The organism is Rhodococcus opacus B4, assembly GCF_000010805.1.
Lineage (GTDB): Bacteria > Actinomycetota > Actinomycetes > Mycobacteriales > Mycobacteriaceae > Rhodococcus_F > Rhodococcus_F opacus_C.
The window spans coordinates 601,762-621,938 of the sequence record NC_012522.1 but is presented as its reverse complement, the minus strand read 5'-3'; the positions used below and the strand labels follow the sequence as shown (position 1 = coordinate 621,938).

General features: G+C 68.8%; 17 protein-coding genes and 1 pseudogene. 10 read left to right on the top strand and 8 right to left on the bottom strand.

The window, feature by feature from the left end:
• Nucleotide 1 precedes the first annotated feature (1 nt).
• The 4 genes and pseudogenes from ROP_RS02850 to ROP_RS02835 form a co-directional block, all read right to left on the bottom strand.
• The gene (locus ROP_RS02850; RefSeq protein WP_012687853.1) at nucleotides 2–328 is read right to left on the bottom strand and encodes a Rieske (2Fe-2S) protein; all 327 of its coding nucleotides are present in this window, start codon (nucleotides 326–328) and stop codon (nucleotides 2–4) included.
• A pseudogene (gene nirB, locus ROP_RS02845) lies at nucleotides 325–2,812 on the bottom strand (nitrite reductase large subunit NirB). The gene ROP_RS02850 and the pseudogene nirB overlap by 4 nt, the downstream one beginning before the upstream one ends.
• Before the next feature lie 89 nt (nucleotides 2,813–2,901).
• Nucleotides 2,902–4,053, bottom strand: coding sequence for an MFS transporter (locus tag ROP_RS02840; RefSeq protein WP_012687851.1), 1,152 nt, complete (start codon nucleotides 4,051–4,053; stop codon nucleotides 2,902–2,904).
• Nucleotides 4,050–4,991 carry a PAC2 family protein gene (locus ROP_RS02835; protein WP_012687850.1) on the bottom strand — a complete coding sequence of 314 codons (942 nt, stop codon included), beginning with the start codon at nucleotides 4,989–4,991 and terminating at the stop codon, nucleotides 4,050–4,052. Before ROP_RS02835 ends, ROP_RS02840 begins: the two co-directional genes overlap by 4 nt.
• A 51-nt stretch (nucleotides 4,992–5,042) precedes the next feature.
• On the opposite strand from ROP_RS02835, the gene metH reads away from it, so the two are divergent.
• From metH to hisG, 6 genes are read left to right on the top strand one after another with little or no spacing between them, the layout of a single operon-like run.
• The gene (gene metH / locus ROP_RS02830) at nucleotides 5,043–8,612 is read left to right on the top strand and encodes a methionine synthase (protein WP_012687849.1); all 3,570 of its coding nucleotides are present in this window, start codon (nucleotides 5,043–5,045) and stop codon (nucleotides 8,610–8,612) included.
• A complete protein-coding gene (locus ROP_RS02825; protein WP_012687848.1) occupies nucleotides 8,605–9,297 on the top strand; it encodes an HAD family hydrolase in 693 nt (230 codons plus the stop codon). Before metH ends, ROP_RS02825 begins: the two co-directional genes overlap by 8 nt.
• A gap of 15 nt (nucleotides 9,298–9,312) precedes the next feature.
• Nucleotides 9,313–10,170: a rhodanese-related sulfurtransferase gene (locus ROP_RS02820; RefSeq protein WP_012687847.1), complete on the top strand. Its 858-nt coding sequence runs from the start codon at nucleotides 9,313–9,315 to the stop codon at nucleotides 10,168–10,170.
• A 1-nt stretch (nucleotide 10,171) separates the two neighbouring features.
• Entirely contained in the window at nucleotides 10,172–11,065 is an 894-nt protein-coding gene (locus ROP_RS02815) for a pseudouridine synthase (protein ID WP_012687846.1), read from the top strand.
• Between the two features lie 25 nt (nucleotides 11,066–11,090).
• Nucleotides 11,091–11,372, top strand: coding sequence for a phosphoribosyl-ATP diphosphatase (locus ROP_RS02810; protein ID WP_012687845.1), 282 nt, complete (start codon nucleotides 11,091–11,093; stop codon nucleotides 11,370–11,372).
• Nucleotides 11,373–11,419: 47 nt separating this feature from the next.
• Nucleotides 11,420–12,271: an ATP phosphoribosyltransferase gene (hisG, locus tag ROP_RS02805; protein ID WP_012687844.1), complete on the top strand. Its 852-nt coding sequence runs from the start codon at nucleotides 11,420–11,422 to the stop codon at nucleotides 12,269–12,271.
• Between the two features lie 48 nt (nucleotides 12,272–12,319).
• Here the strand turns inward: hisG and ROP_RS02800 are convergent, their stop codons facing one another.
• Nucleotides 12,320–13,156, bottom strand: a complete 837-nt coding sequence (locus ROP_RS02800) for a thioesterase family protein (RefSeq protein WP_012687843.1) — start codon at nucleotides 13,154–13,156, stop codon at nucleotides 12,320–12,322.
• The gene (locus ROP_RS02795) at nucleotides 13,153–14,058 is read right to left on the bottom strand and encodes a RecB family exonuclease (protein WP_012687842.1); all 906 of its coding nucleotides are present in this window, start codon (nucleotides 14,056–14,058) and stop codon (nucleotides 13,153–13,155) included. The genes ROP_RS02800 and ROP_RS02795 overlap by 4 nt, the downstream gene beginning before the upstream one ends.
• 95 nt (nucleotides 14,059–14,153) lie before the next feature.
• Here ROP_RS02795 and ROP_RS02790 point away from each other — a divergent pair, with 95 nt between their 5' ends.
• Nucleotides 14,154–15,008, top strand: a complete 855-nt coding sequence (locus tag ROP_RS02790) for a tRNA (adenine-N1)-methyltransferase (RefSeq protein WP_012687841.1) — start codon at nucleotides 14,154–14,156, stop codon at nucleotides 15,006–15,008.
• Between the two features lie 48 nt (nucleotides 15,009–15,056).
• Here ROP_RS02790 and ROP_RS02785 read toward each other — a convergent pair whose 3' ends face one another.
• Entirely contained in the window at nucleotides 15,057–15,560 is a 504-nt protein-coding gene (locus ROP_RS02785) for a hypothetical protein (protein ID WP_012687840.1), read from the bottom strand.
• A 183-nt stretch (nucleotides 15,561–15,743) separates the two neighbouring features.
• Here ROP_RS02785 and arc point away from each other — a divergent pair, with 183 nt between their 5' ends.
• Nucleotides 15,744–17,519 carry a proteasome ATPase gene (gene arc, locus ROP_RS02780; RefSeq protein ID WP_012687839.1) on the top strand — a complete coding sequence of 592 codons (1,776 nt, stop codon included), beginning with the start codon at nucleotides 15,744–15,746 and terminating at the stop codon, nucleotides 17,517–17,519.
• Nucleotides 17,520–17,587: 68 nt separating this feature from the next.
• Here arc and ROP_RS02775 read toward each other — a convergent pair whose 3' ends face one another.
• Nucleotides 17,588–18,136 (bottom strand): NUDIX hydrolase, encoded by a 549-nt coding sequence (locus ROP_RS02775; protein ID WP_012687838.1) that lies wholly within the window; start codon nucleotides 18,134–18,136, stop codon nucleotides 17,588–17,590.
• A gap of 83 nt (nucleotides 18,137–18,219) precedes the next feature.
• Between ROP_RS02775 and ROP_RS02770 the strand changes: the two genes are divergently transcribed.
• Nucleotides 18,220–18,597, top strand: coding sequence for a nitroreductase family deazaflavin-dependent oxidoreductase (locus ROP_RS02770; RefSeq protein ID WP_012687837.1), 378 nt, complete (start codon nucleotides 18,220–18,222; stop codon nucleotides 18,595–18,597).
• A gap of 74 nt (nucleotides 18,598–18,671) precedes the next feature.
• Nucleotides 18,672–20,171, top strand: coding sequence for a depupylase/deamidase Dop (gene dop, locus ROP_RS02765; RefSeq protein WP_007299057.1), 1,500 nt, complete (start codon nucleotides 18,672–18,674; stop codon nucleotides 20,169–20,171).
• Nucleotides 20,172–20,177: the final 6 nt, after the last annotated feature.

Genomic DNA, 20,177 nt, shown 5'->3' with positions numbered 1-20,177 from the left:
CTCACACGTGCACGACGACCGACCCCTCGCGGACCGATGCCGGGTACGTGCGGACCGAGCCCACACCCTCGGATCCGCAGGCGCCCGTGTCGAAGGCGAACGCGTACTGGTGGAGCGGGCACATCACGCCGGAGGCGTCGATCTGCCCGTCCGCGAGGGGGCCGCCCCTGTGCGGGCACACCGCGTCCATCGCCCGAACGGTGCCGTCCGACAGCAGGAATACGGCCACCTGCCGGTCCTGCACGACGTACGTCCGGCCCTCGCCCGGAGTCAGGTCGCTGACCGGCCCCACCGCGAACTCGGTGGGACCCTCGATGAGGGCGGTCATCGGACCGGCACCTGGGGGAGCGGCAGCAGCGGGAGCGAGGGAGCGAACTGCGCCGGCGATTTCGGCGCGCTGCGCTCCTTCCACGGATCCCGGTAGCCGTCCACCGCCGTCTGGATCCGCTCGTCCAATCCCGTCACGATGTCCTCCTCGTCCCGGACCAGTAGTGCCTGAAGATGTTCGAGTCCCACCCGCGGCACGAAATCGTAGGTGCGTTCGAGCCATTTCGCGTTCTCGCGGTAGTACTGGATGAACCGCCCGCCGAGTTCCACGACGGCGTCCGGTGATTCGACCGTGGCCAGCAGATCGCCCTTGCGGATATGGGCGCCCGCGGCGCCGCCGACGTAGATCTCCCAGCGGCCGTCGCCGACCGCGACCACCCCGAAGTCCTTGCACAGGGCCTCGGAACAGTTGCGGGGGCACCCGGCGACCGCGAGTTTCAGCTTCGCGGGCGTCTCCAGACCCTGGAACCGCTCCTCGAGAGCGATGCCGAGGCTCGTCGAATCGCCGAGACCGTAGCGGCAGAAGTCCGTTCCGACACAGGTTTTCACCGTGCGCATGCTCTTGCCGTAGGCGAACCCGGACGGCATGTCGAGGTCGCCCCACACCTTGGGGAGATCCTCCTTCTTGATGCCCAGCAGGTCGATGCGCTGCCCACCGGTGACCTTCACGAGCGGCACGCGGTACTTGTCGGCGACGTCGGCGATCCTGCGGAGCTGGTCCGGCGTGGTGACACCGCCCTTCATCTGCGGGACCACCGAGAACGTGCCGTCGCGCTGGATGTTGGCGTGCACGCGGTCGTTGATGAACAGCGCGCCGCGCTCGTCCACCCAGTCGGGCCCCCAGATCGTGCGGAGCAGTGACGCGAGCGGCATCTTCGCGGACGCGTCCTCGTTGGCGTCCGTCGCGAGTTCGGCGAACACCTGGGACACGGCGCGCAGATCGCGTTCCCGGATGGCCGCGGTGAGCTCGGGCTTGCTCATCGGGATGCACGGCACGTACCAGTCGGCGGAGGGGTCCGCTTCGAGTTCGCCGCCGGCGGCGCAGGCCACGATGTCGGCGACGAGTCCCTTGCACGACCCACAACCCTTGCCCGCGCGGGTCGTGGCGCACACGTCGGTGAGGGTCTTCGCGCCGGAGTGGACGCAGGCCACCAGATCGCCCTTGCTCACACCGTTGCAGTTGCACACCTGCAGGTCGTCGGGAAGGTCGGCGACACTCGTCGCGGCGGCGGGTGTGCCGACGTCGAAGAGCATGCTGATTCGCTCCTCGGGCAGCGGCACCTTGCCGTCGAACGCTTGCGTGAGGAAGCCCGCCTTGCTGATGTCGCCCATCAGGGTGGCGCCGATCAGCTTTCCGTCCCGGACGACGAGACTCTTGTACGTGCCGCTGCGTGGTTCGTAGTATTGGACGAATTCGTCGTCCGCGGTCTCCGGCCCCTTGACGCCCATCGCGGCCACGTCCACCCCCGCGACCTTCAGCTGGGTGGTGGTGCGCGAACCGACATAGGCCGCTTCCGGATCGGAGCCGGTGAGGACGTCCGCGAGGATGACCGCCTGCTCCCACACCGGGGCCACGAGGCCGTACGTCTCTCCCCGGTGCTGCGCGCACTCGCCGACGGCGTACACCGAACCCTCGTCCTCGCAGCGCATCTGGTCGTCGACGACGATCCCGCGCTCGACCACCAGACCTGCGGCCCGCGCCAGTTCGGTGTTGGGCCGGATTCCCGCGGTGACGACCACCATGTCGGCGTCCAGCGTGGAGCCGTCGACGAACGACACCCCGGTCACCAGGCCGGCGTCGTCGCGCAGCACGGCGGTGGTCCGCATCGAGGTGTGAACGCCGACACCGAGTTTCTCGATCTCGGCGCGCAGGACGCTGCCGCCGCGTTCGTCGAGTTGCTGGTTCATCAGATGCCCGGGGGAGTGCACGACGTCGACGGTGAGCCCCTGCGTCCGCAGCCCGTACGCGGCCTCGAGCCCGAGCAGTCCGCCGCCGATCACCACCGCGGACACGTCGTCGTGTGCCTGTGCCATCTGCAGCATCCCGTTGGTGTCGGCGATGTTGCGGAATCCGAACACCCCGCGGGCCAGGCGACCGTCGTGCTCCCGCAGTCCGTCCATGTTGGGAAAGAACGTGTTGCTTCCCGTGGCGACGATCAGCACGTCGTAGTCGACGACGCGGCCGCTCTCGCACGTGACGGTCTTCGCGAACCTGTCGAGCGCGGTCCCCGGCGTGGAGTTTCACACCGTTCGCCGTGTACCAGCCCATGGGGTTGAGGATCAGATCCTCGTCGTCGACGGCCGCCTCCCCGGACAGCACGTGCGAGAGCATGATCCGGTTGTAGTTTCCGTAGGGTTCGTCGCCGATCATGGTGATCTCGAACCGCTCGCGCCCCCCGCGGTGCAGGATCTCCTCGACGGTGCGGGCGCCGGCCATACCGTTGCCGACGACCAGCAGCTTGCTCGAACTCGGTGTGTGGGCCATGCACTGAGGTTGCGCCCCGGGCGTGTCGTAACCGCTGCGCGTACGTTACGTGGGAAACAAGAACAGCTCACAGCCCTCCCGGAAAAGTGTCAGGCAGGTGGCCGGTCGCGGGGCATCAGCAATGGGGCCAGCACGGCGAGGAGCAGGGCCGGCAGAAGGAAGCCGGCGGCGGGCGAGACCGCGTACACCGGGGTGAGGGTGATCGGCGCGAGCGCGTTGCCGGTGAACCGCAGCGCCTGCACGACGGACACCGCGCCGCCCCGGTTCGGGCCCGGCGACCCGAGCACCGCGGCGTTGACGCCGACCAGGATGAACTGACCTGCGGTTCCGGCCGCGAACCACGCCACCGCCACGACCGGGAGGAGCGAGACTGTCCCGGCGGCGGCGACGAGAGCCGCCCCGCCGAACGCGCCGATCAACACGGCGGCTCGGGCCCCGAACTTGTCGATGACACCGCCGACGAGGCGTGCGGTGAGGATGCCGGCGACGCCGAACCCGGTGAGCAGCAGGCCGCGCTGGGTGGGGCTCAGGCCGAACACGTCCTCGGCGCGGAACGCGACCAGGAAGCTCAGCCCACCGAGTGCGCCCCAGCCGAGGAGCGCGACCACCCCGATCCTCAGCACCGACGGGGTGAGGGCGTCCCGCAGTCGCGGGCGCGCCGCCCCCGGCTCGGCGGGCGGGCTGTCGGGAACACCGACCAGACCGAGCACCGCGGCCACGAGGGCGATGACGAGGAACGCGAGCCGCCAGTCGACCTCCGCCGCGAGGCCGCCGACGAGCGGCGCGCTCGACTGACCCGCGGCCTGGAAGGCACCGAAGATCCCCAGCGCCCGGCCGAGGTGCTTCTTCGGCGTCGAGGCGGCGAGCGCGGCCAGCAGCAGCGGCGTCGTGAACGAGTTGGAACATCCCTGAAGCACGCGCGCGCCGAGGAAGAGCGGCAGCGTCGGCGCCGCGAAGCAGGCCAGCGACGACAGCAGATAGACGCCGTACGCGATCCGCACGGTCCGCATCTGCCCCCACCGGGCGCCCAGGGTGCCCGACACCAGCATCAGCAACGCGAACGGCAGCAGGTACGCCGTCAGCGACCCTGCCGCGGCGGACGCGCTCACGCCGAGGTCGTCACCGATCTCGGGAAGGATCGAGGCGACCACCCCGCCGCCGAACGGGCCGAGGAAACCGCCGGCGTAGAGCGCCGTGCGCTGGAGCGAGGAACGAAGCGACTCGGACGAGTTCCTCGTCACAGCCCGAAGCTGCCGGGCCCACGCCTGCGCAGATACCGCTCGAACTCGGCCGCGAGCGCATCACCGTCGATCTTCGAGATGGCCTCGGAGATGTCGGTCTCGGCGTCGCCCCGCTCCTCGAGGGAGCGGACGTAGTCGCCGATTTCCTCGTCGTCCGCGGTCATCTCGGTGACGGCTTCCTGCCAGTCGTCGGCCTGCGACGGGAGTTCCCCGAGCGGCACCTCGATGTCCAGGACGTCCTCGACGCGCTGCAGCAACGCCACCGTCGCCTTGGGGTTCGGCGGCTGGGACACGTAATGGGGCACGGCCGCCCAGAACGACACGGCGGGCACTCCGGCCCGGACGCACGCGTCCTGCAGCACCCCGGTGATCCCCGTCGGTCCCTCGTACCGGGTCTGCTCGATCTTGAACCGTTCGGCGGCCTCGCTGCTGTACGCGCTGCCCGTCACCGGGACCGGCCGCGTGTGCGGGGTGTCCGCGAGCAGCGCCCCGAGGATCACCACGGTGTTGATCTGCAGTTGATCGATCAGCTCGAGGAGGTCCTCGCAGAAGCTGCGCCAGCGCATGTTCGGTTCGATACCGCGCAGCAGCACCACGTCGCGGTCGCTGCCCGGGGGCGAGCACACCGACAGGCGGGTGGCCGGCCACACGATCTCCCGGGTGACGCCGTCGACCTGCCGGACCGTGGGGCGGTTGACCTGGTAGTCGTAGTACTCCTCGGAGTCCAGCTCGGCCAGCGGCTGGGCGTCCCACGTCAGTTCGAGGTGCTCGACGGCTCCGCTCGCGGCGTCGCCGGCGTCGTTCCAGCCCTCGAAGGCGGCGACGAGAACGGGGTCACGAAGTACGGGCACGCCGCTGTCGGTGGCACCGTCGTCCGCGGTGTCGGGGGTGTCGTCGTCGGGGCCCGCAGGCGTGACGGGGAACTCACTGGAACTCACCCACCCAGCCTACGGCCAGCGTTGGTTCCCGCGCCCACTAGTCTGGACGGCATGTCTGCGCCATTTCACTCTGCCCTGCTCGATGCGTTGAACCAGCGCGTTGTCATCGGCGACGGAGCCATGGGCACCATGTTGCAGGCCGCGGACCTCACGCTCGACGACTTCCTCGGGCTCGAAGGCTGCAACGAAATTCTCAACGACACCCGCCCTGACGTGCTGAAAGAGATCCACCGCGCGTATTTCGAGGCCGGGGCCGACGCCGTCGAGACCAACACGTTCGGGTGCAACCTCCCCAACCTCGCCGATTACGACATTTCGGACCGTATCCGGGAACTGGCCGAGAAGGGCACCCGGCTGGCGCGTGAGGTCGCCGACGAGATGGGGCCGGGACGCGACGGCATGGGCCGCTTCGTCCTCGGCTCGATGGGCCCCGGAACCAAGTTGCCGACGCTCGGCCACGCGCCGTTCGCGATCCTGCGCGACGCCTACGCGGAGGCCGCGATGGGCATGATCGACGGGGGCGCCGACGCGATTCTCGTCGAGACCTGCCAGGACCTGCTGCAGGTGAAGGCGGCCATCCTGGGCAGTCAGCGGGCGATGGAGACGCTGGGGTCACGGCTCCCGATCATCACCCATGTCACGGTCGAGACCACCGGCACGATGCTGCTCGGCAGCGAGATCGGTGCCGCGCTGACCGCGCTCGAGCCGCTCGGCATCGACATGATCGGGCTCAACTGCGCGACCGGTCCCGCCGAGATGAGCGAACATCTCCGCCACCTGTCCAAGTACAGCTCCCTTCCCGTGTCGGTGATGCCCAACGCCGGACTGCCGCAGCTCGGCCCGAACGGCGCCGAGTACCCGCTCACCGCGGAGGAACTCGCCGAGGCGCTCAGCGGCTTCGTCACCGAGTTCGGTCTCGGTCTGGTCGGCGGCTGCTGCGGCACCACCCCGGAGCACATCCGTCAGGTCGCCGACGCGGTCCGCCTGGTCGAGAAGGCCGCGCGCAACCCGGTGCACGAGTCGGGGACGTCGTCGCTGTACACGGCGGTGCCGTTCGAGCAGGACGCCAGCATCCTGATGATCGGTGAGCGCACGAACTCCAACGGCTCCAAGGCATTTCGTGAGGCGATGATCGCCGAGGACTACCAGAAGTGCCTCGACATCGCGAAGGATCAGACCCGCGACGGCGCCCACATGCTCGACCTCAACGTCGACTACGTCGGACGCGACGGCGCGGCCGACATGGCCGCCCTCGCGAGCCGGTTCGCGACGTCGTCGACGCTGCCGATCATGCTCGACTCCACCGAGCCCGCGGTCCTGCAGGCCGGTCTCGAACACCTCGGCGGCCGGTGCGCCGTCAACTCCGTCAACTACGAGGACGGCGACGGACCGGACTCGCGGTTCCAGAAGATCATGCGGCTCGTCAAGGAGCACGGCGCCGCCGTCGTCGCGCTGACCATCGACGAGGAGGGCCAGGCCCGCACCGCCGAGCACAAGGTCCGCATCGCCGAGCGCCTGCTCGAAGACATCACCGTGAACTGGGGTCTCGACGAGTCCGACATCATCATCGACGCGCTGACCTTCCCGATCTCCACCGGTCAGGAGGAGGTCCGCCGCGACGGCATCGAGACGATCGAGGCGATCCGCGAACTGAAGAAGCGGCACCCGCGGGTGCACTTCACGCTCGGCGTGTCCAACATCTCGTTCGGCCTCAACCCGGCCGCCCGGCAGGTCCTGAACTCGGTGTTCCTGCACGAGTGCACAGAGGCGGGCCTGGACACGGCCATCGTGCACGCGTCGAAGATCCTGCCGATGGCGCGGATCCCCGACGAACAGCGCGAAACCGCACTCGACCTGGTCTACGACCGCCGTCGCGAGGGCTATGACCCGCTGCAGAAGCTGATGGAACTGTTCGAGGGCGTCTCGGCGGCGTCGGCGCGCGAATCCCGCGCTCAGGAACTGGCGGCGCTGCCGCTGTTCGAGCGGCTGGAACGGCGCATCGTCGACGGTGAGCGCAACGGCCTCGACGACGACCTCACCGCGGCGATGGAAGAGAAGCCGCCGCTCGCGATCATCAACGAGACCCTGCTGTCCGGCATGAAGACCGTCGGCGAACTCTTCGGGTCCGGGCAGATGCAGTTGCCGTTCGTGCTGCAGTCCGCCGAGGTGATGAAGGCGGCCGTGGCGTACCTCGAACCGCACATGGAGGCCACCGACGAGGACGGCAAGGGCCGCATCGTCATCGCCACCGTGAAGGGCGACGTCCACGACATCGGCAAGAACCTCGTCGACATCATCCTCAGTAACAACGGATACGACGTGGTGAACCTCGGCATCAAGCAGCCGATCGCCACCATCCTCGACGCGGCGATCGAGCAGAAGGCCGACGTCATCGGCATGTCCGGTCTGCTCGTGAAGTCCACCGTGGTGATGAAGGACAACCTGCAGGAACTCAACGCCAAGGGTGTCGCGGAGAAGTTCCCCGTCCTCCTCGGCGGTGCCGCGCTGACCCGCTCGTACGTGGAGAACGACCTGGCCGAGGTGTACGAGGGCGACGTCAGCTATGCGCGCGACGCGTTCGAGGGCCTGCACAAGATGGACGAGATCATGGCCGTCAAGCGGGGCGGCGCACCGGACCCGGACAGCCCGGAAGCGATCGCGGCCCGCGAGAAGGCGGCCGAACGTAAGGCCCGCCACGAGCGGTCCAAGCGGATCGCGGAGAAGCGCAAGGCCGCCGAGGTCCCGGTCGAGCTGCCGGAGCGGTCCGACGTGGCCACCGACATCGCGGTCCCGAGCCCGCCGTTCTGGGGCAACCGGATCGTGAAGGGCGTGTCGCTGTCGGACTACTCGGGCCTGCTCGACGAGCGCGCCCTGTTCCTCGGGCAGTGGGGCCTGCGCGGGCAGCGTTCCGGCGACGGTCCCACATACGAGGAACTGGTGGAGACCGAGGGCCGGCCCCGGCTGCGGTACTGGCTCGACCGGCTCAGCACCGAGGGAATCCTCGCGCACGCCGCGGTGGTGTACGGCTATTTCCCCGCCGTGTCCGAGGGTGACGACGTGGTCGTGCTCACCGACCCGACGCCCGACGCGGAGGAACGGTTCCGGTTCACGTTCCCGCGCCAGCACCGCGACCGGTTCCTGTGCGTCGCCGACTTCGTCCGGTCCCGCACCGAGGCGAAGGAGACCGGTCAGGTCGACGTGTTCCCGATGCAGCTGGTCACCATGGGGCAGCCGATCGCGGACTTCGCGAACGAACTGTTCGCCGCCAACGCGTACCGCGACTACCTCGAGGTGCACGGCATCGGCGTGCAGTTGACGGAGTCGCTGGCCGAGTACTGGCATCAGCGGGTCCGTGAGGAACTCGTGCTGCCCGGCGGCCACAACGTCGGCGAGCAGGATCCGTCGGAGGTGTCCGGATTCTTCGACCTCGCCTACCGCGGCGCCCGTTACTCCTTCGGGTACGGCGCCTGCCCCAACCTGGAGGACCGCGCGAAGATGGTCGCTCTCCTCGAACCGGAACGGATCGGTGTGAAATTGTCGGAGGAACTGCAGTTGCATCCCGAGCAGTCCACGGATGCATTCGTGCTGCACCACCCCGAAGCGAAGTACTTCAATGTCTGAGGCATTCGACGGTCTCGCAGGCGTGCTGTGGGACATGGACGGAACGCTGCTCGATTCCGAGAGGATGTGGGACGTCGCGGTCCGCGAGTTGTCGCTGCACCTGGGCGGGCCGATGACCGAGGAGACCCGGCTGAAGACGATCGGTGCGTCCAGCGCCAATGCACTCGGTGTCATCTTCGACGCCCTCGGACTCGACCGGGATCCGGCGGCGCTCGCCGACGCCAAGGAATGGATGTTCACCCGCGTCGAGGAACTGTTCGGCGACGGCATCCCGTGGCGGCCGGGCGCCCACGACGCACTGCGGACCGCCCGGGCCCACGGCCTGAGGTCGGCGCTGGTGACCAACACCGAGCGGCGCCTCACCGAGCGGGCACTCGAGACGCTCGGCAGGCACCACTTCGACCACTCGGTGTGCGGCGACGAGGTGCCGGCAGGTAAACCGCATCCCGACCCGTACCTGCGGGGCGCCGAACTGCTCGGGCTGCATCCGTCGCAGTGTCTCGCCGTCGAGGACTCGCCCACCGGCGCGGCGTCCGCGCAGGCCGCGGGCTGCGTCGTCCTGGTCGTCCCGTGCGAGATCCCGGTGGCCGACGGCCCGGGGCGGGTGTTCCGGGACAGTCTCGAGGGTCTGACGGGTTCCGATCTGGCCGAGGCCTGGGCACAGCCGAGCGGTGTGCGTCTCTAGGTATCCTGGTTTCCCGTGGCTGTCCCGAAAATCGTGCTGTTCTACGTGTTCACTCCGCTCGCCGACCCGGAGGCGATCCGGCTGTGGCAGTACACGCTCGCCGAGGCACACGACCTGACCGGACGGATCCTCGTCTCCGAGCACGGCATCAACGCGACCGTCGGCGGCGACATCCGCGACGTCAAGCGGTACGTGAAGGGCACACGCAGCTATGCGCCGTTCAAGGACGCCGACATCAAGTGGTCGGACGGGCTGGGGAACGACTTCCCGCGGCTCAGCGTCAAGGTGCGGCCGGAGATCGTGACGTTCGGTGCGCCGGGGGAGCTGAAGGTGGACGCGGACGGCGTCGTCGGCGGCGGCACCCACCTGGCGCCGGAAGAGGTGCACCGGCTGGTCGAGGGCCGCGGCGACGACGTCGTCTTCTTCGACGGGCGCAACGGTTTCGAGGCCGAGATCGGCCGATTCCGGGATGCCGTCGTGCCGGACGTGTCCACCACCCGCGACTTCGTGCACGAACTCGACAGCGGCAAGTACGACCATCTCAAGGACAAGGCCGTCGTCACCTACTGCACCGGGGGAGTGCGGTGCGAGGTCCTGTCCTCGCTGATGCGCTCGCGCGGATTCGGTGAGGTCTACCAACTCGACGGCGGCATCGTCCGCTACGGCGAGGCGTTCGGTGACACGGGTCTGTGGGAGGGGTCGCTGTACGTCTTCGACAAGCGGATGACCATCGAGTTCAGCGATCAGGCCAAGACCCTGGGACGTTGCACCCGATGTGGCGGTCCGACGTCCCGGTACGAGAATCTGCCGGACGACCGGGGCCGCGAACTCGTGCTCGTGTGCGCCGGCTGCACCGAGAACCGGGCGGGCTGAGGTGGCCGGGGCACCGCTGCCGGTCCGGGGCGGTCTCGGTCCCGATCGCATCCGGATGCCGGCAGGGCTCGGCGCGAGGACCGTCGCCGAATTCCTGGTCGACACGTACCCGGACGAGCGGGCGCACTGGCTGTCGCTGATCGACGCCGGGGATGTCGTCGACGAACACGGCAGGGTGGTCGACCGCGGCACCCGCTATGCGCCGACCCGGTTCGTGTACTTCTACCGCGACCCCGCACCCGAGATCCCGGTTCCGTTCGAGATCGACGTCCTCCACCGCGACGACCACCTCGTGGTGATCGACAAACCCCATTTCCTCGCGACCATCCCGCGGGGCGCGCACATCACCGAGACGGCGGTCGTGCGGCTGCGGCGTGCGCTCGACCTCCCCGATCTCACGCCGGCGCACCGGCTCGACCGGATGACGGCCGGTGTGCTGGTGTTCCTGATCCGGCCCGAAGACCGCCGGGCCTATCAGGAACTGTTCGTCTCCCAGCAGGTCACCAAGGAATACGAGGCCGTCGCCGGACACGATCCCGCGCTGGAGTTTCCGCGCACCATCCGCAGCCGCATCGTCAAGGAACACGGGATCATGACCGCCACGGAGGAGCCCGGGGAACCGAACAGCGAAACCGTCGTCGACCTCATCGAGAGCCGGGACGGCCGCGCCCGCTACCGGCTGCTGCCGAAGACCGGCCGCACGCACCAACTGCGGCTGCACATGTCGTCGCTGGGTCTGCCGATCGAGGGCGACAACTACTACCCGGACTTCCGCCGATCCGAACCCGGCGACTTTTCGACGCCGCTGCGGTTGCTGGCGCGGGCCATCGAGTTCACCGATCCCCGTTCGGGCCGGGTCCGCCGGTTCGAGAGTCGCCGCACACTCGGGTGGTGACCGGTTCGGAGAGGTCCGCGGCGGCGTGAAAGAATGGGTCCTCGTGAAGACCTTCGAATCCCTGTTCGCCGAGCTGACCGAGCGTGCCGCTACCCGCCCCGAGGGGTCCGGCACCGTCGCCGCCCTGGACGCCGGCGTCCATTCGCAGGGAAAGAAGATCCTCGAAGAGGCGGGTGAGGTGTGGATCGCCGCCGAGCACGAGAGCGACGAGGCGCTCGCCGAGGAGATCTCCCAACTGCTGTACTGGACGCAGGTGCTGATGGTGGGTAAGGGCCTGAAACTCGAGGACGTCTACCGACATCTGTGATCGGTGATCGAGACTCCTCCACCCGCTCCCGAAAGGAACCCTCAGCCATGCTGCGCGTCGCAGTCCCGAACAAGGGCTCGCTGTCCGAGTCCGCCGCCGAAATCCTCTCCGAGGCCGGTTACCGCCGTCGCACCGACTCCCGCGACCTGACCGTCCTCGACCCGTCCAACCAGGTCGAGTTCTTCTTCCTGCGCCCCAAGGACATCGCGATCTACGTCGGATCCGGTGAACTCGATCTCGGCATCACCGGCCGCGACCTCGCCCGTGATTCGGGCGCGCCGGTCGCCGAGCGGCTGTCGCTCGGCTTCGGCCGCTCCACGTTCCGGTACGCCGCACCCGCGGGCAAGGACTGGAAGGTGGAGGACCTCGCCGGGCTCCGGATCGCCACGTCCTACCCGAACCTGGTGCGCGACGACCTCTCCGCGCGCGGGATCGAGGCGTCGGTCATCCGCCTCGACGGCGCCGTGGAGATCTCGATCCAGCTCGGGGTCGCCGACGCCATCGCCGACGTCGTCGGCTCCGGCCGCACGCTGCGCCAGCACAACCTGGTCGCGTTCGGGGACACCCTGTGCGACTCCGAGGGTGTGCTCATCGAGCGTGCCGGTTCGCCCGCCGACGACTCCGCCCGCAACCAGTTGGTCGAGCGGGTGCGTGGCATCGTCTTCGCGCAGCAGAATCTGATGCTCGACTACGACTGCCCCAAGACGATCCTCGACGACGCGCTGAAGATCACCCCCGGACTGGAGTCGCCGACGCTGTCGCCGCTCGCCGACGAGAACTGGGTCGCGGTCCGGGCGATGGTCCCGATCAAGGGCCACAACGGAGTCATGGACGAACTCGCGGACCTCGGCGCCAAGGCCATCCTCGCATCCAATATCCGGTCCTGCCGCGCACTCTGATCTCGTTCCACCGCAACACGATCCGCGATCGATCCGCGCTCGCTCCGCTCAGGGGCGGGCGCGGACCTGCACGGTCTGGGCGATCCGGCCCACGGCCCCGGTCTCGTCGTAGAGCACGCCCGCGCACATGCCCACTCCGTCGGGGCCGATGGAGGTTTCGGAGCTGACGCCCACCCAGTCGCCCTCGGGCACCCGGAAGATGTGCACGGTGAGGTCGGTGTTGAGGAACGTCCACTGCGCCGGATCGAGCTTCGATCCCACGCCGTTGGCGATGTCCGCGATGGCGAACAGCCGCTCGAGCGGCGTCATGGTCTCGCCGAGCACCAGGGCGGGCCGCGGCTTCGCCCACAGCTTGCCCGGTCCCTCGCACCCCATTTCGGCGATCCACCGCCAGTCGAGGGTGGTCAGGTAGCCGGAGTTCCAGATGCCGCCGAACGCGCCGTCCCGGCCCGTGGATCGCGGTTCGAGGGGCGGGTCGACGACGTGGACGGCGTCGCTGGTGTCGACGGTCTCCATGCGCCAGGCCGAGCCTCGCGCCACGGCACGGGGCCGGTCGCCGACGGTCCACAGTTCCGCGACCACCAGCTCCACCCGGCGTCCCGGTCGCTGCACCCAGGACCGGACCTCCAGTTCGGCGATCGGGATGGGGCCCAGGATCTCGACCACCACCCGGGTGAGGCGTGCGTCCTCGCGTGCGGCGCACCGTTCCAGCGCCCGCACGAGCAACGCCGACGGGGGAGCGCCGTGCTGCATCGTGTCGGCCCACACGCTGATCGTCAGGTCGGTGCTGGCGAACCGTTCGACGACGACCTTCTGGTCCGAGCCCGGCGTCGGGGCACCCAGTGCCTCCGAACCGACTGGTACGTAGTAGGACTCGGAACTCATTCGACAATCTCCTCGAAACCCGGCGCGTCTTCGGCGGGCCCCTCCGGCCATCCCGGGTAGGGAGGCGGCGTTCCGCCGAACGAGGGGCACAGGGACTTATGATCACACCAGTCGCAGAGCCGGCTCGGCTTGGGTCGGAAATCGCCGGTGACACCCGCGGCCAGGATGGCCTTCCAGATCGCCGACAGCGTGCGCTCGAAGCGCAGCAGTTCGTCCTCGTCGGGCGCGTAGGTGAGGACCGTCCCGGACGCGAGGTACAGCAGCCGCAGCTGCGCCGGGACGATGCCGCGGGTGCGCAGCAGGACCAGCGCGTAGAACTTCATCTGGAACAGCGCCTTGGACTCGGACATCTCGCGGGGTGCGCGACCGGTCTTGTAGTCGACCACCCGCACCTCCCCGGTGGGGGCGACGTCGATGCGGTCGACGAATCCGCGGAGCAGCACCCCGTCGGCGAGTTCGGTCTCGACGCGCTGTTCGCACGATTCGGCCTCGAACCGGGTGGGGTCCTCCAGCTGGTAGTACGCGGTGACGAGCGACCTCGCCTCGTCGAGGAACGACTCGCGCTGGTCGACGGGGACCAGATCGATCAGATCGGGAGCCTCGTCCAGGAGGCGCTCCCACGACGGGCGGACGAGGTCGACGGCGCGCGCAGGAACCCGCTCGGCGGCGGGGAGCCCGAACAGCGTCTCCAGCGCGGCGTGCACCACCGTGCCCTTCACCTGTGCGCGTGACGGCGCCTCGGGAAGCCGGTCGACGGCGCGGAAGCGGTAGAGAAGCGGGCACTGCTTGAAGTCGCCGGCACGCGACGGTGACAGGGCGGGGCGCCTGCGGGTGGCCGAAGTGTCGCCGGGCTGTGATGGGGAACCCTTTGTGACGGGGGCTGGCGACTCTGAGATGCTCACACCTGGCAGGGTAGGCCCCCGGTCCGACAGTCGTGTCGGGGCAGCGGGGCGGGCGCCGGACGGCGCCGGACGAACAGGCTGAGGAGTCGGTGACGATGGTGGGACGCGAAACGCGACCGAGTGGACCGTTTCGGGTGGGCGATCGCGTCCAGTTGACCGACGGCAAGGGCCGGCACTACACGGTCAACCTGGAGGCGGGCAAGGAGTTCCACACGCACCGCGGCGGAATCCTGCACGACGACCTGATCGGCACCGACGAGGGCAGCGTGGTCAAGTCGACCAACGGCACCCCGTACCTCGCGCTGCGACCGCTGCTCACCGACTACGTGCTGTCGATGCCGCGCGGCGCGCAGGTGATCTACCCGAAGGACGCGGCCCAGATCGTCCACGAGGGCGACGTGTTTCCCGGCGCCCGGGTGCTCGAGGCCGGCGCCGGGTCCGGAGCGTTGACGTGCTCCCTGCTCCGTGCGGTCGGGCCCGAAGGCCGGGTCATCTCGTACGAGGTGCGCGACGACCACGCCGAACACGCCGTCCGGAACGTCGAGACGTTCTTCGGAGAGCGCCCCGAGAACTGGGACCTGACGATCGCCGACGTCGCCGAGTTCGACGCCGAGGCGGCGGGCGGCCCGGTCGACCGGGTGGTCCTCGACATGCTGGCCCCCTGGGACGCGCTGCCCGCGGTGTCCAAGGCGCTGGTCCCCGGCGGTGTGCTCGTCGTCTACGTCGCGACGGTGACGCAGCTCTCGAAGGTCGTCGAGGCGATGCGCGAGCAGGAGTGCTGGACCGAGCCGCGGTCCTGGGAGTCGATCGTGCGCGGCTGGCACGTGGTCGGACTCGCCGTGCGGCCGGAACACCGGATGCAGGGCCACACCGCGTTCCTCGTGAGCGCGCGGCGTCTCGCCGAGGGAACCGTCACCCCCAAGCCGCAGCGCCGGTCGGGCAAGGGCTGAGACACCGTTCGGCGGCGCCCGGAGAGGGCGCCGCCGAACGGCGAAGAGTCAGCTGCAGCCCGCGCGTGCCATGCCCAGCAGGGTGCACGTGCTCTCGTCCGACACCTTCCACACGCCGTCGACGTTCTCCCACGTCCACGCCGTCGGGGCGGCCGTGCCGTGCGGGCTCACGATCGCGACGTTCGCCGTCGCGGTATCGCCCTCCACCTGCACGTCCGTGACCGTGAAGGACACCGGGTAGTTGGCCATGGCGGCGGTCATCGCCTCCAGATTCGGGCGGCGTTCGTCGCCGTCGACGACCACGACGGTCTTCTCGTCGACCGGCCGGGCCGGGTCCACGAGCAGCTGGAGCGTACCGAGCAGTTCCTCGGACGTGGGGGCCGCGACCGCCGCTTCCGCCGCGGACGACGTGGCCGCGGACGTCGCCGCAGCGGTGTCGGAAGCGTCGTCCGACGAGCAGGCCGACATCCCGAGCGCGAAGACCACCGCGCCGACGGCGACCGCGGACCTACCGGTGAAGGATCTGCCGTTCAGGGGCTTGCGGATTATCACGACGAACCCTTTCGTTACACAGAACAGAGAGGAAACTGCTCGACAGGTAGGTAAGGCTAACATGAGAGTTTCGGTGGCCCAGGGTGTCACGTATGCCGATTCGCAATCGGCAGAATCCGTGTCACGGCGCAGAATTCGGGCAGTGCCGGTAGCGTTGATAGATCTCATTGGGAGGAGACGCACATGAGCTCGACAGAGAACCCCGATTCGGTTGCGGCCGCACGAGAGCTCGAGGCGTTGCGCGCAGAGGCGTCGGCACTGCGTAGGCAGCTCGCGGAGTCGCCGGAACAGCTTCGTGAGATGGAATCGCGAGTGGACTCGCTGTCCATCCGGAACACCAAGCTGATGGACACCCTCAAGGAGGCCCGTCAGCAGCTCATTGCGCTTCGAGAGGAAGTCGATCGCCTCGGCCAGCCGCCGAGCGGGTACGGCGTGCTGCTCGGAGTGCACGACGATCAGACCGTGGACGTGTTCACCTCCGGACGCAAGATGCGGTTGACCTGCTCCCCGAACGTCGACGCCGAGACTCTCAAGCTCGGTCAGACCGTGCGTCTCAACGAGGCACTCACGATCGTGGAAGCGGGCAACTTCGAGCGCGTCGGTGAGATCAGCACGCTGCGCGAGGTCCTCGACGACGGTCAGCGCGCTCTCGTGGTCGGTCACGCCGACGAGGAACGGATCGTCTGGCTGGCCGAACCCCTCGCCACCGTCTTCGAGGAGAGCGAGAGGGAGTCGGTCGCGTACGACGCCGAATCGCCCACCCGCAAACTGCGGCCGGGCGACTCCCTCCTCGTCGACACGAAGGCCGGGTACGCGTTCGAGCGGATCCCCAAGGCCGAGGTCGAGGATCTCGTCCTCGAAGAGGTTCCCGACGTCCACTACGACGACATCGGCGGTCTCGGCCGGCAGATCGAGCAGATCCGCGACGCCGTCGAGCTGCCCTTCCTTCACAAGGACCTGTTCCACGAATACGAGCTCCGCCCGCCGAAGGGCGTGCTCCTCTACGGTCCGCCCGGGTGCGGCAAGACGCTCATCGCCAAGGCGGTCGCCAACTCGCTCGCGAAGAAGATCGCGGAGGCCCGGGGGCAGGACAGCAAGGAAGCCAAGTCCTACTTCCTCAACATCAAGGGCCCCGAGCTGCTGAACAAGTTCGTCGGCGAGACCGAGCGGCACATCCGGCTGATCTTCCAGCGGGCCCGGGAGAAGGCGTCCGAGGGCACCCCGGTGATCGTGTTCTTCGACGAGATGGATTCCATCTTCCGCACCCGCGGATCGGGTGTCTCCTCCGACGTCGAGACCACCGTGGTGCCTCAGCTGCTCAGTGAGATCGACGGTGTGGAGGGACTCGAGAACGTCATCGTGATCGGCGCCTCCAACCGCGAGGACATGATCGACCCCGCGATCCTGCGCCCCGGCCGCCTCGACGTGAAGATCAAGATCGAGCGCCCCGACGCGGAGTCGGCGCAGGACATCTTCTCGAAGTACCTCGTCGAGACGCTGCCGGTGCACAGCGACGACCTCGCGGAGTTCGGTGGCGACCGCACGGCCTGCATCCGGGTGATGATCGAACGGGTCGTCGACCGCATGTACGCCGAGAGCGAGGAGAACCGCTTCCTCGAGGTCACGTACGCCAACGGCGACAAGGAGGTCCTGTACTTCAAGGACTTCAACTCGGGGGCGATGATTCAGAACATCGTCGACCGCGCCAAGAAGTACGCGATCAAGTCGGTGCTCGACACCGGTGCCCCGGGCCTGCGCGTCCAGCACCTGTTCGACTCCATCGTCGACGAGTTCTCGGAGAACGAGGACCTGCCGAACACCACCAACCCCGACGACTGGGCCCGGATCTCGGGTAAGAAGGGTGAGCGGATCGTCTACATCCGCACGCTGGTCACCGGTAAGAACGCGAGCGCCAGCCGCGCCATCGACACCGAGTCCAACACCGGCCAGTACCTGTAGGCCGATCGGCACGGCCCGCGCGGCGGGAACCTCGACACGGGTTCCCGCCGCGCGGGCCGTGACCTGTGTCAGCGGTCTCGCGCGACGAGGTAGTCCTCGAGGAGTGCCCGCGTGTCCGGCACGAACGGCCACTCCGGGTCGTGCAGGTGCGTCACCAGTTCGTGGGGTGTCCACCACCAGCCCGACGCGATCTCGCTGGCCTGGTGGACGACCGGTCCGTCCCAGTGTGCCTCGTACGCGTACAGGTGGCAGCGCAGCCGCAGGCCCTGCCACCGGCCGTCCCACGCCACCCTCGCGATGGGAGTGAGACCCACCCCGGTGATGCCCAGTTCCTCCGCCAGCTCCCGGCTCGCGGCCTCCTCCGGGGTTTCCCCGGGATCGACCACCCCGCCCGCCAGGCAGTCGTTATGTCCGGCGAACACCGTCTTCGTGTCCGCGCGTCGGTGCACGTAGAGGCGCTTCCCGTCGCCGGATCGGACGAGGACGCCCGCACTCGCATGCCACAACCCCTCGGCGTAGACGCGGGAACGCTCGGCGGACCCCACCGGTCGTCCCGCACTGTCGAACACCGCCACCACTTCGTCCGTGCCGGGTGGGGTGTTCGGTGCGGAATCCATGAGTCGATCCTGCCAGCACCTCCGGCGAACGTCGGTACTGTCGAGGTCGGTTGCTCGTTCCGGTACCGAAGGGGTGAGAGTTCATGGCGTTGCCGCGTTCGATCGCCCGTTTCAACCGGGTCGTCACCAACCGGGTGAGCCGTCATGTCGCGAGCATCCTGCCCGGTTTCGCCATGGTCGAGCACCGGGGCCGGAAGTCGGGGAAGTCGTATCACACACCCGTCAACGTGTTCGTCGTGGACGGCCGCTACCGGTTCGCCCTCACATACGGAGCGCGCAGCGACTGGGTGCGAAACGTGGTGGCGGCGGGCGGATGCACCATCGTGACGCGTCGCCGGACGGTGCACCTGACGGACCCTCGAATCGGCACCGACGGCACCCACTCGTGGGCCCCGCCCGGGGTCCGGACCGTGCTCGAGGCGATCTCGGCGGACCAGTACCTGGAGTGCTCGCCGGGCTAGGCGCCGGACGCCCACGGCTCGCGCGGCAGGAGTGTGCCGCCGGGTGGCGTGGGTGATCGCATAGGCTCGGCAGCATGCAGCGGATCATCGGTGTCGAAGTCGAGTACGGAATCTCCTCACCCAGCGAGCCTTCGGCCAATCCGATCTTGACGTCCACCCAGGCGGTGCTGGCCTACGCGGCCGCAGCGGGAGTGCCGCGCGCCAAGCGCACCCGATGGGATTACGAGGTGGAATCCCCGCTGCGGGACGCCCGCGGATTCGATCTGGGCCGGCTCAGCGGCCCGGCGCCGGTGATCGACGCCGACGAGGTCGGCGCGGCCAACATGATCCTCACCAACGGCGCCCGGCTGTACGTCGACCACGCGCACCCCGAGTACTCGGCCCCGGAAGTGACCGACCCCCTGGACGCCGTCATCTGGGACAAGGCCGGCGAACGCGTGATGGAGGCGGCCGCCCGGCACGCGTCGAGCGTCCCCGGCGCCCCGCGACTGCAGCTGTACAAGAACAACGTGGACGGCAAGGGCGCGTCGTACGGCACCCACGAGAACTACCTGATGTCCCGGGCCACGCCGTTCTCCGCGGTGATCAACGGGCTGACGCCGTTCTTCGCGTCCCGTCAGGTGATCTGCGGGTCCGGCCGGGTGGGCATCGGCCAGTCCGGTGACGAGGCCGGTTTCCAGCTGTCCCAGCGGGCCGACTACATCGAGGTCGAGGTCGGGCTCGAGACCACACTCAAGCGCGGCATCATCAACACCCGCGACGAACCGCACGCCGACGCGGACAAGTACCGGCGCCTGCACGTCATCATCGGCGACGCGAACCTCGCCGAGATGTCGACGTACCTGAAGGTCGGGACGACGGCGCTGGTTCTCGATCTCATCGAAGCCGGTGTCGACCTCACCGACCTGCAGCTGGCCCGTCCGGTCACCGCCGTGCATCACATCAGCCACGACCCGACGCTGCGCGCCACGGTCGCCCTGGCCGACGGCCGGGAACTGACCGGGCTTGCGTTGCAGCGGATCTACCTGGACCGGGTCGACAAGTTCATGTCCGCCGAGGGCAACGACGACCCCCGTGTGGCCGATCTGCTGGAGAAGTGGGCGATGGTGCTCGACCTCCTCGAGCGGGACCCGATGGAATGCGCGCACCTGCTGGACTGGCCGGCCAAGCTGCGGCTGCTCGAGGGTTTCCGGAACCGGGAGGGCCTCAACTGGTCCGCGCCGCGACTGCACCTGGTCGACCTGCAGTACTCGGACGTCCGCCTCGACAAGGGCCTGTACAACCGGCTCGTCGCCCGCGGGTCGATGGAGCGCCTCGTCTCCGAGCAGGCGGTGCTGGACGCCGTCGACACTCCGCCCACCGACACGCGCGCCTACTTCCGCGGCGAGTGCCTGCGCAAGTTCGGTGCCGACATCGCGGCGGCGAGCTGGGATTCGGTGATCTTCGACCTCGGTGGCGACTCCCTGGTCCGCATTCCCACGCTCGAGCCGCTGCGGGGCAGCAAGGCGCACGTGGGGGAGTTGCTGGAGTCGGTGGAGACCGCGAAAGAGCTCGTCGACGAGCTCACGAACTGAGCCGTC

Excerpts from the sequence above, each read along its gene's own strand:
- ROP_RS02850 (WP_012687853.1), bottom strand. The coding sequence starts at position 328 with ATGACCGCCCTCATCGAGGGTCCCACCGAGTTCGCGGTGGGGCCGGTC.
- metH (WP_012687849.1), top strand. The coding sequence starts at position 5,043 with ATGTCTGCGCCATTTCACTCTGCCCTGCTCGATGCGTTGAACCAGCGC.
- ROP_RS02825 (WP_012687848.1), top strand. The coding sequence starts at position 8,605 with ATGTCTGAGGCATTCGACGGTCTCGCAGGCGTGCTGTGGGACATGGAC.
- hisG (WP_012687844.1), top strand. The coding sequence starts at position 11,420 with ATGCTGCGCGTCGCAGTCCCGAACAAGGGCTCGCTGTCCGAGTCCGCC.
- ROP_RS02800 (WP_012687843.1), bottom strand. The coding sequence starts at position 13,156 with ATGAGTTCCGAGTCCTACTACGTACCAGTCGGTTCGGAGGCACTGGGT.
- ROP_RS02790 (WP_012687841.1), top strand. The coding sequence starts at position 14,154 with ATGGTGGGACGCGAAACGCGACCGAGTGGACCGTTTCGGGTGGGCGAT.
- arc (WP_012687839.1), top strand. The coding sequence starts at position 15,744 with ATGAGCTCGACAGAGAACCCCGATTCGGTTGCGGCCGCACGAGAGCTC.
- ROP_RS02775 (WP_012687838.1), bottom strand. The coding sequence starts at position 18,136 with ATGGATTCCGCACCGAACACCCCACCCGGCACGGACGAAGTGGTGGCG.
- ROP_RS02770 (WP_012687837.1), top strand. The coding sequence starts at position 18,220 with ATGGCGTTGCCGCGTTCGATCGCCCGTTTCAACCGGGTCGTCACCAAC.
- dop (WP_007299057.1), top strand. The coding sequence starts at position 18,672 with ATGCAGCGGATCATCGGTGTCGAAGTCGAGTACGGAATCTCCTCACCC.